The following is a 12,973-nucleotide window of genomic DNA, read 5'->3' as shown; positions in this document are numbered from 1 at the left end:
CAGAACCCATACCGGCATCGGAGGCAAAACCCCCATCAGCCGCGTTCACAACCTCAGTGGGAATTACACCTAGCGGCGCCGGTTGCGCTCCCGCATCTCGCGCTGCGCCTCACGGTTGTCCTGCTGCTCGCGCAGGGTCTGCCGCTTGTCGTACTCCCGCTTGCCCCGGGCAACCGCGATTTCCACCTTGGCCCGGCCGTCGACGAAGTAGAGCTGCAGCGGAACGACGGTGTACCCGGCCTCCTGGACTTTGCGGGAGATCTTGATGAGTTCCTCGCGGTGCAGCAGCAGCTTGCGCCGCCGCCTGGCGGCATGGTTGGTCCAGCTTCCCTGGTTGTATTCGGGGATGTGAATCGCTTCCATCCACAGTTCGTCGTTATAAAAGGTGCAGAATCCGTCCACCATGGAGGCATGCCCCTCGCGCAGGGACTTCACTTCGGTGCCCATCAGCGCGATGCCGGCCTCGTACGTGTCCAGCACGTGGTAGTCATGCCGGGCCTTGCGGTTGGTGGCCACCACCTTACGGCCACTTTCTTTCGGCACGGGAAAACTCCTCAGGTTCAGGTTGGACGGTCCGGGCCAGTGGCGCCGGAGCTATACCAGTCTACGGCAGGCGGTTACTGCCTACAGCAGCCCCATGGGGTCGACGGCTCGGCCGTTGAGCCAAGTCTCGAAGTGGGCGTGGCAGCCCGTGGAGTTACCGGTACTGCCCGAGTATGCAATGAGTTGCCCCTGCGAGACCTTTTGGCCGTTCGAGACCACGATGCTGGAGTTGTGGTAGTAGATGGTGGTGAGGGTGTTGCCCTGCACCATGCCGTGATCGATCTTGACACGCCACCCACCGCCGTCGGCGGAGTTCCATCCTGAGCTGAAGACTTCCCCGGCTGCGGCCGCGTACACGGGCGTTCCGCAGGCTGCACCGAAGTCGATGCCGGTGTGCATGTACCCGCCCGTGCCGTAGAAGTCGATGGTTCCCGGCGGAGTGGTGCGGTAGCCAAAGCCGGAGGTGATGGGGATGCTGCCGTCGAAGGGGTGGCGGAGGCCAAAGGCCGACGGCGAACCGGCGGCCGGCGGAACGTAAGGCTGGGCGGGCGGGGCGGGGCGGTTCGCTGCCGCGGCTGCGGCGGCGGCAGCAGCAGCGGCCGCTGCAGCCTGACGGCGCTGCTCCGCTTCCCATGCCTCGCGGGCCTTGCGGTCTCGTTCGGCAATTTCGTTGGCCACTTGGTTTTGGTTGGCCTGGACGCCCGCCAGTTGCGCCTGGATTCCGGGCTTGGCAGCCTGGAGTTCGGCGTCGAGGCGGGTGGTGTCGGCAATCAGCTGGTCCACCTGGGCCTTTTTGGCGGCCGCCTCGTCGCGTGCCGCCTTCTCGCGTTCAAGCGCGGCGTCGGCTTTGGCCTTGAGGTCCTTGATTTCCGCTTCCACGGCCTGGAGCCGGGCTTCCGAGTTCACGTTGGTGGCGTTCTGCTGGCTCAGCTTGTCCATGGCGGCGTTCTGGCTCCGCATGGCCTGGTCCGCCAAGTCCATGGTGTCGGTGAGGCTGCCCCCGCCGTTGGAACCGAAAAAGAGCGACAGGTTGGAGGGGACTCCGCCGGACTTGTAGGCCTGGGTCGCAATCTGGCCGATCAGCTTCTTGGTATCGGCAATTTTTTGCTTGTCGGTTTCCAGCTGCTGGGTGATCTTGGCTTTGTTTTGCTGGGCCATGTCGACACGTGCAGCCAGTGCTTCCGATTCTTTGACTGCGCTGGCAACACGGCCCTGCGCGTCAAGCAGTGCTTGCTGTGCCCCCGGTAGCTGGCCCTGGTAGATCACAAGGTCGCCGGCGGCCTTTGCGATTCGGGAATCGACAAATTCAAGCGACGCCTGGACGCGGGCAGCTTCGGCCTCGAGCGCGGCTTTCCGGTCTTCGAGGTCGTCTGCGAAAGCCACGGGGGTGGCTACGGCCATGCCTGCGGACAGGATGACGGTGAGCAGGCCGCTCACGAGTCCCCAACGGCGGGCAGCGGACCGTCCCCGGCTTCGCTGGGCGCGGGGCGCGGTTTGAGCAGTAACGTTCATTGGCATTCCTTGGTCGGTGTGCACAGCCTAAACGCGCAAATATCTGCGAAGGGTCAAGAGGGACGAAATTCCTGCCAAGGATCCGCCAAGGACCAGCAGCGCCGGCGCGAGGATGAGGGTCTGGCCTGCCGAAATGAAGGCCGTATCAGGGTATTGGCGGGACATGTAGTCACCCAGGAAGAACTGCGCTACGGCCCACAGGGTGCCCGAGGCCAGGGCTGCGCCGATGACGGCCGCGATGACGCCTTCGAGGATGAATGGCAGCTGGATGACGGTTTTGGACGCCCCCACGAGCCTCATGATGCCGGTCTCCCGGCGCCGGCTGAAGGCGGAGAGCCTGATCGTCGTGGCGATGAGCAGGATCGCGCAGACGATCATGACTCCTGCGATGCCCACTGCCACCAGGGATGCCCCATTCATCACCGAGAAAAGACGTTCCAGCAGCTGCCGCTGGTCGATGACCGTCTCCACGCCGGGCTGGGAGGAGAACGTCTCGCTGATGATTTGGTACTTCTCCGGATCCTTCATGTTGATCCGGAAGGAAGCCGGCAGCTGGTCCGGGGTCACGGAATCCACGATGGGCGAATTGGAGAACTGGTCCTTGAAGTGCTTGTAGGCCTCATCCTTGGACTCGAACTGGAAGTCGTTGATGTACTGCGCCACAGCCGGGGATTCCAGGAGTGCGTTCAGGCCCTGCTGCTGTTCAGGGGTCACGGGTCCGGACGCGCACCCGGGCGCGGTCGACCCGTCGCTGCAGAGGAAGATGGCCACCTGGACCTTGTCGTACCAGTAGCCCTTCATCTGGTTGATCTGCATTTGCAGCATGCCCGCCGCGCCCACGAACGTCAGGGACACGAAGGTCACTAGGATGACCGATACCACCATGGACAGGTTACGGCGCAGGCCGCTGCCAATCTCGGAGAGAATGAATGCGAGCCTCACCGCTGGGCCTCGCCTTCAGCGCCGTTGCCCGGCAGGCCGGCGTCGGGAGCCTCCCTGCCGCTGGCGTCCTTCAGGCGCCGGGACTGTCCGACGACGGGAATCATCGAGGTGTACAGGGCCTTGGCTTCGTCGCGGATCACCACGCCGTTCTTGAGTTCGACCACGCGCTTGCGCATCTCGTTGACGATGTCGTCGTCGTGGGTGGCCATCACCACGGTGGTTCCGTTCTGGTTGATCTTGTCCAGTACGCCCATGATTCCCATGGACGTGGTGGGATCGAGGTTTCCCGTCGGCTCGTCTGCGAGGAGGATCCCGGGGCGGTTGACCACGGCACGCGCGATGGCAACGCGCTGCTGCTCGCCGCCGGACAGCTCGTGCGGCATGCGGTGTTCCTTGCCTTCGAGGCCAACGGTCTTGAGGACCTCGGGGACGGTATCGCGGATGACGCTCCGGCTCTTGCCGATGACCTGCATGGCGAAAGCCACGTTGGCGAAGACGTTCTTTTGGGGCAGGAGGCGGAAGTCCTGGAAGACGACGCCGATGCCACGGCGGAGGCGCGGCACGCGCCAGCTCGAAATCCTGGCAACGTTTTGGCCGGCGACGTAGACGGCGCCCGAGGTTGCGCGGTCCTCCTTCAGCACCAGGCGGAGGAAGGTGGACTTTCCGGAGCCGGAGGCCCCCACCAGGAAGGCGAATTCGCCGCGATCAATCTCAAGGTTGACGGAGTCCAGCGCAGGCCGGGCTTTTTGGTCGTAGACCTTGGTGACATTTTCGAATCGGATCATGGCCCTAAGTACCCTGCAGGGCATGGCTGATTGTTCTGATGCAGCCCAGTTCTGCAGCCGGTGCACGGGTTTTCGTTTGGGGGAAGTAGGGCCCCGGCCCCTCGACTATACGCAGGATGCCCGGCGCTTGGGCGGGCTTTCGGGGGCGTGTCGCCCGATCCGGTCGAGCCCGGGAGCCGCCCGGCTACTTTTCTGCGTTGCGGTTGTCAGTACGCCAGCGGATACCGGCGTCGATAAAGTCGTCGATCTCGCCGTCGAACACAGCTGACGTGTTGCCCACCTCGTGTTCAGTGCGCAGGTCCTTCACCATCTGGTAGGGGTTGAGGACATAGGAGCGCATCTGGTCGCCCCAGGAGGCTTTGACGTCCCCCGCCAGGGCCTTCTTCTCCGCGTCTTCCTGTTCCTTCTTGAGCAGGAGGAGCCGGGATTGCAGCACGCGCATGGCGGCGGCCCGGTTCTGAAGCTGTGACTTCTCGTTCTGCATCGAGACGACGGTGCCGGTGGGAATGTGGGTGAGGCGCACCGCGGAGTCGGTGGTGTTCACCGACTGGCCGCCGGGCCCGGACGATCGGAAGACGTCAACCCTGATTTCGTTGTCCGGGATGTCGATGGAATCGGTCTGTTCGATCAGCGGGATGACTTCCACGGCCGCGAACGATGTCTGGCGCCGGCCTTGGTTGTCGAACGGGCTGATCCGGACCAGGCGGTGGGTCCCCGCTTCAACACTGAGGGTGCCGTAGGCGTAGGGAGCCTTGACCTCGAAGGTGGCCGATTTCAGGCCGGCTTCCTCCGCGTACGAGGTGTCCATGACCGTCGTCGGGTAGCCGTGCCGCTCGGCCCAGCGGAGGTACATGCGCATCAGCATCTCGGCGAAATCTGCCGCGTCGACACCGCCCGCTCCCGCACGGATGGAGACCACGGCTTCGCGCTCGTCATATTCTCCGGACAACAGGGTGACCACTTCCAGGTCCTTGAGGGCCTTTTTGATGGATTCGAGTTCGGCCGCGGCCTCCCCCATCGAGGCGGCGTCGTCCTCGTCCTGGCCCAGTTCCACCAGGACTTCGAGATCGTCGATACGCGAGGCCAGGTTGGTGAGGCGTTCCAGCTCGGACTGCCGGTGGGAGAGACGGGAAGTGATCTTCTGCGCCGCTGCGGGGTCGTCCCACAAGTCCGGCTCCCCTGCCCGCTCGCTGAGTTCGGCGATGTCTTCACGGAGTGCATCCACGTCCGAGACGCGTTCGATGGACTCGTAGGTGGCGCGGAGGGCGCGGATTTCAGCAGAAAAATCAATATTGGCCATGGTGGTTTAACCCTACGCTATCGCCGAATCCTGCCCGTTCCGGTGTCCTAACGGGTCAACCGCGAGCGCGCGGTTGACGTTGCCTCGATGGCGATCCCGTCAGGAATGAGGAAGTTCACCACTGGCGGGTGGACGGCGGCCGTGAGGACAACGACGGCGGTGGAACCGTCCGGCGTTCCCGTCGCCCCGGTGACCGCAAGGCTGGAGAAACGCTGCGAAGCGGGACTTCTTGCAACGAAGTCTGCCGCCACGTTCCGGACGCGTGCCGGGTTGAGGACAGCAGAGGGGCTGCCGCCTTGCGTTGAGACCTCGCCAAGGGTGTAGCTGTCGGCAGCGGCAAGCGATGCACCGTCTGCCAGGGACAGCAGGCGTTTGTGCTCCAGGTAAACGGAGGAAATGCCGATGACGACCGTCGCCACCAGGAGCGCGAGGAGCACGTAGCCGAGGATCATGACCATCAGCTGGCCATCCTGGTCCGGTACCCGGCGGTTCATCGGTAGCGGCCCACCAGCTGGGTAGAAGAGGCTTGAACCTCCGTGGCGGACAACCCCTCGGCAAACGGCATGAAGGGCAGGGGCACGCTGAGACTGACGGTCACCGTTACCGTGCTGCCCGCGGCCTGGCAGTCGGCCGGGCTGCAGAGGGTGCTCAAGGTGGCCCGGTCCCCCTGGTGGCCGAAGTCGGCGAGTGCAAGTGCCACCGCCTGCTCCGCAGCAGCCTGGGCGCTCCCGGCATCGGGTTGGGCTACATAGACCTTGGCTGCCTGGTCCGCGGCGCCCACAACGGCGAAGGATCCCCCTTGGATCTGCGCGACAGTTATTACGAAATACACCAGCGGGACCATCAGCAGGAGTGCAAGGAACGTAAACTCGACCACCGCGCTTCCCTGTTCACGGCCAAGGCCAGGCTCCCGACGTTCCGCCCTCCGCACAGGTTCCGGACCCTGGATGATGTCCCCGGGCATCTCCTGGCAAAGTGCCTCTGCAAGGCGGCTCCTTAAGCTTGGCCCCTGCGATCTCTTGAAGCTGGCCGGTTCAAGGCTGGACGGCAGCATGCCCCTTCACCTCCAGCATGTCCCTCGGTCCGATCAGGCCAATAACAGGCATTGGGGACCGGACCGTGACCTCCAGGGTACGCATGCCTTGGAACTGTACTTCCCTGGTACTGACCTGCTCAGCGAAGCCAGGGTTGAGGGCCATGCTGATGAGGCCGCGTGTCCGTTCTTCAGCATCGTTGGCATTGCGGTCTGCGAGTGTCCCGTATCTCGCCCCGGATGCGGCGGCGTCGATGAGCGTGTTTCTGACGTGCAGGACCAGTGTCAGTTGGAGTATCGCCAGGAAGAACACCGTCAGCAGCCCACCCACCAGGACAAATTCCACAACGGCTGAACCCTGCTCGGCTGCCCGGGCCGGACCCTGCTGCTCGTGCGGCCATGGGGCGGACCTGCCCATGGTTCAGTTTCCTACCTTGTCCATCGCCTGGTTGAACATGGCTTCCAGTGCGGGACCCGCAAGCGCCAGAAGGGCTGCCACCAACACCGCGGACATGAGGGTGATCATTACCCACCCTGGTACGTCCCCGCGTTCAGTGCTGTCGCCAAGACTTACCGGGGGTTCCGGGCGGACAACAGGTCCGCCGTCGAACTGACGGGCCTGTAGCCGGTGCGGACGAAGCGTCCGAATCATCCGAAGTTGCAGCATGTCCGCGAGGCCAAGAAGCAGCATCCCGAAACGGATTCCCATGGTCTTCATTTTTGCGTCCTATTCTTTTCTCGTTCAGGGGGCCAGCTGTTGCTGGGCGTGGTCGTGGGGCTTGTCCGCTTCATCAGAATCCGAGGTTGATCGCCGCGAGACCGGGGAAGACGGCAAACACCACGGTCAGGGGAAGTACTCCGAATACAAGCGGCACCATCATGGCAATCTCCTTCTTGCCTGCAGCTTCCATGAGGTCGCGCTTCGCTGAATCGCGTACATCCTGCGCTTGGGCGCGGAGCACTTCTGCGAGGGGTGTTCCCCGTTCCACTGCCACGATGATTCCGTCGACGAACCTGACCAGCGGCGCCAGGTCGGTGCGGGCGGAGAACTCCTGCAAGGCCATGACCAGGGGTTTGCCGGCCCTTGTCTCAGCTAGGATTTTCGCGAATTCCTTGGACAGTTCACCCTTGGCGCTCCTGCAGACCCGGTCCAGAGCGCCGGTCGCGCTCTCCCCTGCTCCCACCGCCAGGGCCATCAGTTCGGCCAGGCTGGGAAATTCTGCCATCATCCGAGTTTCCCGCCGGCGGACCTGGACGCCCAGCCAGTAGTCACGCAGCACAAACCCCGCTGCGGCACTGCCGATGACCACGACAGCCGCGAGGAGGGGGCTGAACCTGCCCGCTGCCGCACCAACGAGGATGAACGTCAGCGACAAAACGAAGCCGCCGGCGGCCCACAGCAACTGCTCCGCGCGGAAGTCGATGGGCGCTTTGTTGATTCCCGCTTGCGCCAGGCGCCGGGCTGTGGCGCCTGGCGAGGGGTTGAGCCTTCCGAGCGCGGAGAACCAATCCCTGATGACGGGACGGAGGATGCGTTCAAGCGGTCCAAACGGTGTCAGGTTCTGCTCGCCGGCGCGGAGAAGTCGCGATTCCAGGTTCTGTGACTTCAGCTGGGGTTCAATGCGGTCAGCCAAGGTCATGGTGCGCATCGGAGGCGACCGAAAGATCACCAGCCATAATCCGAGGCCGAGCGCCAGTCCGCACATGACAGCCGCAGGGGAAAGGAAAATCACCGGAGCACCCTTTCATCCTGCGGCAAGGCGCCGATCCTCAACATGGCTGTGTAGCAAAGCAGCGAGACCACCAGGCCTCCGACCAGCACTGCGGCCCCCATCGGCGTGTTGTAGGCCTGGATTGCTTCCGGTCTGGTGGCGAGAAGGATCATCACGATCCACGGTGCGGCGACCGCGAGCCGGGCAGCGTTTATAGTCCAGGATTGGCGTGCCTCGAGCTCACTGCGGGTCCGGGCGCTTTCCCGCAGGAACTCGGCCAATGTGCCCAGGAGCTTTCCGAGGTCGGAGCCGCCTACTTCCCGTGTGAGCCGCAACGCTTCGATAATGCGGTCAGCCACGGGGTCGGCCAGCCGCTGCTTCAGCTTGTTCAAGGACCCTTCGAATTGCCCCCCGGCCCGGTAGTCGGCTCCAAATTCGCGGAAGATGGGCCGCAGCTCCTCTGGCCCTTTCTCTCCAAGCTGGATTAGGGCTTCTGGCAGGGGCAGCCCCGCCCGGATCGCGGAACGGAGGTGATCGACGACGTCGGGCCACAGTTGACGGAGCATCGCCGTCCGCTTCCTTGCGCGCCACCGGAGGATGGTGATGGGCAGCCACATGCCGAAAAGTCCAAAGCATCCGGCGATCGGCCAGGAACGGCTGACCACGTAAAAGACAAGCGCAACGAAGATTCCCAGCCCAAGACAGGTCCCCACCAGACTGCGCACGGATACTTTGTCTACCCCTGCGGCGGCCAGGAGGTCAGCCAGGCGTCCCGGTTTACGCTGCCGGTTTCCGCGGTCCGGCGTTTCCCAGCAGGACCACCAGATCAGGAAGAGCCCAACCCCGGCCATAGTTCCCACCAACGCCGGGATCATCGCGGGTCCAGCAGTGCGGCGACGTCGTAACCGGCCCGCGAGAATTTCTCCGCCGAAGGCATGGCGTTGGCACGTGGCTGCAGGACGCCGTTCTCCAAGCCAAACACCAAAGACGACTCGATGACGCCGTTCTCCACCCGGCGGCCCAGCGACAGGATCTGAGTGACTTGCCGGCGGCCGTCAGCATTCCTGCTGCAGTGAACTACAAGATCTATGCACGAAGCGACTGTAGGCACAACGAACGCACTTGAGATGTTCTCCCCCGCCAACAGCGGAAGGGTGCAGATCTTAGTGACTGCGTCATGAGCCGAATTCGCGTGAACCGTACACATTCCAGGGAGCCCGGAGTTCAGGGCGATAAGCATGTCCAGGCTCTCGGCTTCGCGAACCTCCCCCACCACCAGCCGGTCCGGACGCATCCGCAGTGCTTCCTTCACCAGGCGGCGGAGTGGAATTTCTCCCTCACCTTCGAGGTTCGGTTGACGGCACTGAAGCCCCACCACGTCCCGGAGGGGAAACTGCAGTTCGAAGATTTCCTCGACGGTGATGACACGTTCGCGGCTTCCGATGCTGGCAGCCAAACAATTCAGCATGGTGGTTTTGCCGGCCTGGGTTGCCCCCGAGACCAGGATATTGAGGCCGCTGGACACCGCCGCGCCGAGAAAGCGTGCTGCCTGCGGCGTCAGCGTCCCCAACTCCACGAGATGTTCCAGGCGGCTGGCTTTGACTACGAACTTGCGGATGTTAACTGCCCAATGGCGGCGGGTGACATCCGGGATAACCACGTGCAGCCTTGAACCGTCCGGCAGGGCAGCGTCGACGAAAGGAGAGGACATATCGAGCCTCCTGCCGGAGCTCTTGAGCATACGTTCTACGAGGTCTCGTACCTGCTGCTCCGTGAGGCTCAGCGACGTCAACTCAGACTCGCCGTTGCGCGCAACATATATCTCGTTGGGTGCGTTGAGCCAGATTTCCTCAATCGAAGGGTCATCCAGGAGTGGTTGCAGCACACCGAAGCCTGCAACGGCATCGAAGAGGAACCGGCGGGCTGCGTCAAGAGGGCCAATGGGCGGCAAAGGCCCCATCAGGGCCCGTTCGTCATAGTCCGTTACTGCTGCTTCAACCAAGCGCCGGACCTCACCAGCCTGCCTTAGCGGGTCCAGCCCGCGGCGACGGATGAGTTCGCGGACTTCGTCCTCGACAATTCCCAGCGCGTCCATATGTTCCCCCATACAACTGCCGCCCCCGACGGAGGCAGTGCGACTGGGCTACAGCTTAAAGAGCTTGCCCCGGCCGCAACAAGTCATTTGACAAAGGTGTGGATAAACGAGCAACCCAGGAGTTCCCTGCCCTGAGTACCTCAACGTCCTGAACCCGTAGGGAGGCCCTCCCAAGTGGAGTACTCGCTACGCGTGCGCCAAGTGTTACAGGAGGGGTTAATGGTCAGCGGGGGCACCAGCTTCCTCAGGGACCTGGACGCAGCAGCGTTGGGGCTGATTGTTAAGGAGAATCGTGAAGAGACAGATGACCCGCGCCCTGGGCCAAGGACTGGTAGCAGTTCTTGCGATCTCAGGACTGACGACAGCTTTGGGGGGGCCAGCCAGCGCGGTTACTGAAGCCGTTGTCGCTCCACCACCGACCTATGGGTCGCCAAGCGTGAGTTACGCCGGATCTGGTCAAGCGGCCACCGCGGAAAAGCCCCAAAGCAAGCTCTGGTGGAACGACGGCTCCTGGTGGGCTGACATGTGGACCACTGGAAGCGGATGGCGCATCTACAAGCTTGACCGCTCGGTCGGGAAGTGGGTGGACACCGGCGTGGCCATTGACAGCCGCACCAACACTCTTGCAGACACACTTTGGGACGGCACCCACCTCTATGTCGCCTCACACGTGGTTACGACGTCAACCGAGAGCGCCCCGGTGGCCTCCCTGCCCAACCAGCCGGCAAGACTCTACCGCTACAGCTACAGCAACGGGAAGTACACGCTGGATGCGGGCTTTCCTACAACCATCACCTCCGACAGCAGCGAGACGATGACGATAGACAAGGACAGCACAGGGACGGTCTGGGCTACTTGGACACACGTCACCGGCGACGCGACCGCGGGATTCACAAACACCGTGATGGTCAACAGCGCCACTGCAGATGGCACAAAGTGGGGCACGCCAGCAGTTCTTCCAGTCAACAATGTCCACCCCACGCCTGATGATATTTCTGCCGTGGTGGCGTTCGGCAAGAAACAAATCGGGGTGATGTGGTCAGACCAGTCAACTGGTTCTGTTTGGTGGGCTACCCACACCGATGGCCAGCCAGCCGGCTCTTGGAAAGCCCAGGCAGCGGTGCAAGGGAAAGGTATCGCCGATGACCACCTCAACCTCAAGTCGCTGCAGGCCGACAGCGCGGGCCGTGTATTTGCCGCTGTCAAGACAAGCCTCGATCAAACCGCTACTGACATGACGCTTCCGCAACTGCAGCTCCTGGTTTTCAAACCGGGCACGGGTTCATTCTCAAGGTCCACCATCTCCACGCTCGCCGACTGCCAGACCCGGCCACAGATCGTACTCGATCCTGAAAACAATAAAGTGCACGCGTTCCAAACGGGGCCTGCGACGTCAGCCAGCGGCTGCCCGTACACGGGGGTTTCGGGCGCCATTTACGAGAAAACAGCAGACATGGATAATCCTGTCTTCTCACCTGGCCGTGGAACCCCGGTAATCCAGGACGGATCATCTCTCAACATGAACAACGTCAGTACCAGCAAGCAGCCGGTCAACAGCACCACCGGCCTAGTGGCACTGGCAACCGATGACGTGGCTAAGCGCTACTGGTTCGCTGATCTACCGGTTGGCAACAACAAGACGGCTACGGCACCCGGAACCTTTGTGCCCGTCACACCTAAGCGCTTTCTGGACACAAGGACGTCATCAAAGGTGACCCCCGGCGGCACCGTTTCCTTCCAAGTAGCGGGTAGCTCAGGGATACCCTCGAATGTCTCCTCGGTGGTCTTCAACCTGACTGTCACGGAACCGGAAGCGAACGGGTTTATTTCTGCCTATCCCTCCCTTACGAACGCTCCGGCCACATCGAACGTAAACTTTGGGAAGGGCGATACCGTCCCGAACCTGGTGACCGTCCCGGTAGGGAAAGACGGCAAAGTAACGCTCAAGAATTCATCCACCGGCGGCACCCAGCTGATTGCAGATGTCAGTGGGTATTACCTTGGCGGTACCCCGGCCGTCCCTGGTGCATTGGTTCCCGTCGGCCCACAGAGGTTGTTGGATACCCGGACTTCTTCCGCTGTTGCGCCCCACGGCACGACGTCCTTCCAGGTCGGGGGTGTATCCGGCGTTCCCGACCAAGTCTCTGCAGTGGTGTTCAACCTGACGGTCACGCAGCCCCAGTCCGACGGATTCATAACGGCCTACCCCTCAGGTGGCAGTGCACCAAATGCCTCCAACGTCAACTACGCGCCCAACCAGACAGTACCCAATCTCGTAACCGTACCTGTCGGTGCTGATGGCAAGGTAAGCCTCGCAAACAACTCCAACGGATCAACCCAACTCGTGGCTGACATCTTTGGCTATTACATTGCCGGCACACCCACCGCTACCGGCGCATTCGTGCCCGTAGGACCAGCCCGGTTCCTCGACACCCGCGGAACAACAGGCCCGGTCGCAACCAGCACCTCTACAACCTTCCAGGTTGCCGGCGTCGCTGGTATACCCGCCTCAGCCGCGGGCGTTGTCTTCAACCTGACGGTGACGGAACCTGCGTCCAACGGTTTCATTACCGCATACCCGTCAGGACAGGCCGTGCCTAACGCGTCGAACGTCAACTTCGCGAAGAACCAGACCGTACCCAACCTGGCCGTGGTTCCCGTGGGCTCCGATGGCAAGGTCGCTCTCAGGAACAGCTCAACCGGGGGGACGGTACAGCTGGTGAGCGATGTCGCCGGCTACTTCCTCGGAGGCTAGTGCGGCCTTCCCCGCCGCGGCCAGCCTAGGAATTGCATGAACTACGACGCCGGGGTAAGGGCACCACGCCCTTACCCCGGCGTCTTTCCGTGCCCACAGCAGCCGGGTGCCTGTGCCTCCCTGAGCAGCATCGTGCATGTTCACAACTGCAACGCCGATAACACTGGTCCCAGTAGTAACAGGATGCTATGGTGAGCGCGTTATTTATCGAAATAGCACTATCAGGGGGCTTCCTGGGGGAAATCACCTGAGCAGTATCCAAAGGGCGCTCCGGGGGGGCGTCGCAATCTCCGGAG

At 62.7% G+C, this 12,973-nt stretch carries 13 protein-coding genes; 1 reads left to right on the top strand and 12 read right to left on the bottom strand.

The window, feature by feature from the left end:
* Nucleotides 1-69: 69 nt before the first annotated feature.
* The 12 genes from smpB to PV772_RS18935 all read right to left on the bottom strand — a co-directional run bounded on the left by smpB (nt 70) and on the right by PV772_RS18935 (nt 9,922).
* Nucleotides 70-543 carry an SsrA-binding protein SmpB gene (smpB, locus tag PV772_RS18990; RefSeq protein ID WP_141160006.1) on the bottom strand — a complete coding sequence of 158 codons (474 nt, stop codon included), beginning with the start codon at nt 541-543 and terminating at the stop codon, nt 70-72.
* 81 nt (nt 544-624) lie between these two features.
* Nucleotides 625-2,055, bottom strand: a complete 1,431-nt coding sequence (locus PV772_RS18985; protein WP_141160005.1) for a M23 family metallopeptidase — start codon at nt 2,053-2,055, stop codon at nt 625-627.
* Nucleotides 2,056-2,082: 27 nt separating this feature from the next.
* On the bottom strand, nt 2,083-2,997 hold the full coding sequence (gene ftsX / locus PV772_RS18980; RefSeq protein WP_141160004.1) for a permease-like cell division protein FtsX: 915 nt from the start codon (nt 2,995-2,997) through the stop codon (nt 2,083-2,085).
* Entirely contained in the window at nt 2,994-3,782 is a 789-nt protein-coding gene (gene ftsE / locus PV772_RS18975; RefSeq protein ID WP_347887171.1) for a cell division ATP-binding protein FtsE, read from the bottom strand. Before ftsE ends, ftsX begins: the two co-directional genes overlap by 4 nt.
* 184 nt (nt 3,783-3,966) lie before the next feature.
* Entirely contained in the window at nt 3,967-5,082 is a 1,116-nt protein-coding gene (gene prfB, locus PV772_RS18970; RefSeq protein WP_018760183.1) for a peptide chain release factor 2, read from the bottom strand.
* Between the two features lie 47 nt (nt 5,083-5,129).
* A complete protein-coding gene (locus tag PV772_RS18965; protein ID WP_347887170.1) occupies nt 5,130-5,576 on the bottom strand; it encodes a pilus assembly protein TadG-related protein in 447 nt (148 codons plus the stop codon).
* A complete protein-coding gene (locus PV772_RS18960; protein WP_347887169.1) occupies nt 5,573-5,959 on the bottom strand; it encodes a hypothetical protein in 387 nt (128 codons plus the stop codon). The genes PV772_RS18965 and PV772_RS18960 overlap by 4 nt, the downstream gene beginning before the upstream one ends.
* Before the next feature lie 157 nt (nt 5,960-6,116).
* Nucleotides 6,117-6,533: a TadE family protein gene (locus PV772_RS18955; protein WP_347887168.1), complete on the bottom strand. Its 417-nt coding sequence runs from the start codon at nt 6,531-6,533 to the stop codon at nt 6,117-6,119.
* Between the two features lie 3 nt (nt 6,534-6,536).
* The gene (locus tag PV772_RS18950) at nt 6,537-6,833 is read right to left on the bottom strand and encodes a hypothetical protein (protein WP_347887167.1); all 297 of its coding nucleotides are present in this window, start codon (nt 6,831-6,833) and stop codon (nt 6,537-6,539) included.
* Nucleotides 6,834-6,906: 73 nt separating this feature from the next.
* On the bottom strand, nt 6,907-7,848 hold the full coding sequence (locus tag PV772_RS18945) for a type II secretion system F family protein (protein WP_347887166.1): 942 nt from the start codon (nt 7,846-7,848) through the stop codon (nt 6,907-6,909).
* Nucleotides 7,845-8,702 (bottom strand): type II secretion system F family protein, encoded by an 858-nt coding sequence (locus PV772_RS18940; protein WP_347887165.1) that lies wholly within the window; start codon nt 8,700-8,702, stop codon nt 7,845-7,847. Before PV772_RS18940 ends, PV772_RS18945 begins: the two co-directional genes overlap by 4 nt.
* Nucleotides 8,699-9,922, bottom strand: coding sequence for an ATPase, T2SS/T4P/T4SS family (locus PV772_RS18935; protein ID WP_141159996.1), 1,224 nt, complete (start codon nt 9,920-9,922; stop codon nt 8,699-8,701). Before PV772_RS18935 ends, PV772_RS18940 begins: the two co-directional genes overlap by 4 nt.
* Before the next feature lie 595 nt (nt 9,923-10,517).
* Here PV772_RS18935 and PV772_RS18930 point away from each other — a divergent pair.
* On the top strand, nt 10,518-12,677 hold the full coding sequence (locus PV772_RS18930) for a hypothetical protein (protein WP_347887164.1): 2,160 nt from the start codon (nt 10,518-10,520) through the stop codon (nt 12,675-12,677).
* Nucleotides 12,678-12,973 lie beyond the last annotated feature (296 nt).

Source organism: Pseudarthrobacter sp. CC12 (genome assembly GCF_039907755.1).
GTDB lineage: Bacteria > Actinomycetota > Actinomycetes > Actinomycetales > Micrococcaceae > Arthrobacter > Arthrobacter niigatensis.
This window is presented reverse-complemented; position numbering and strand designations above follow the sequence as displayed.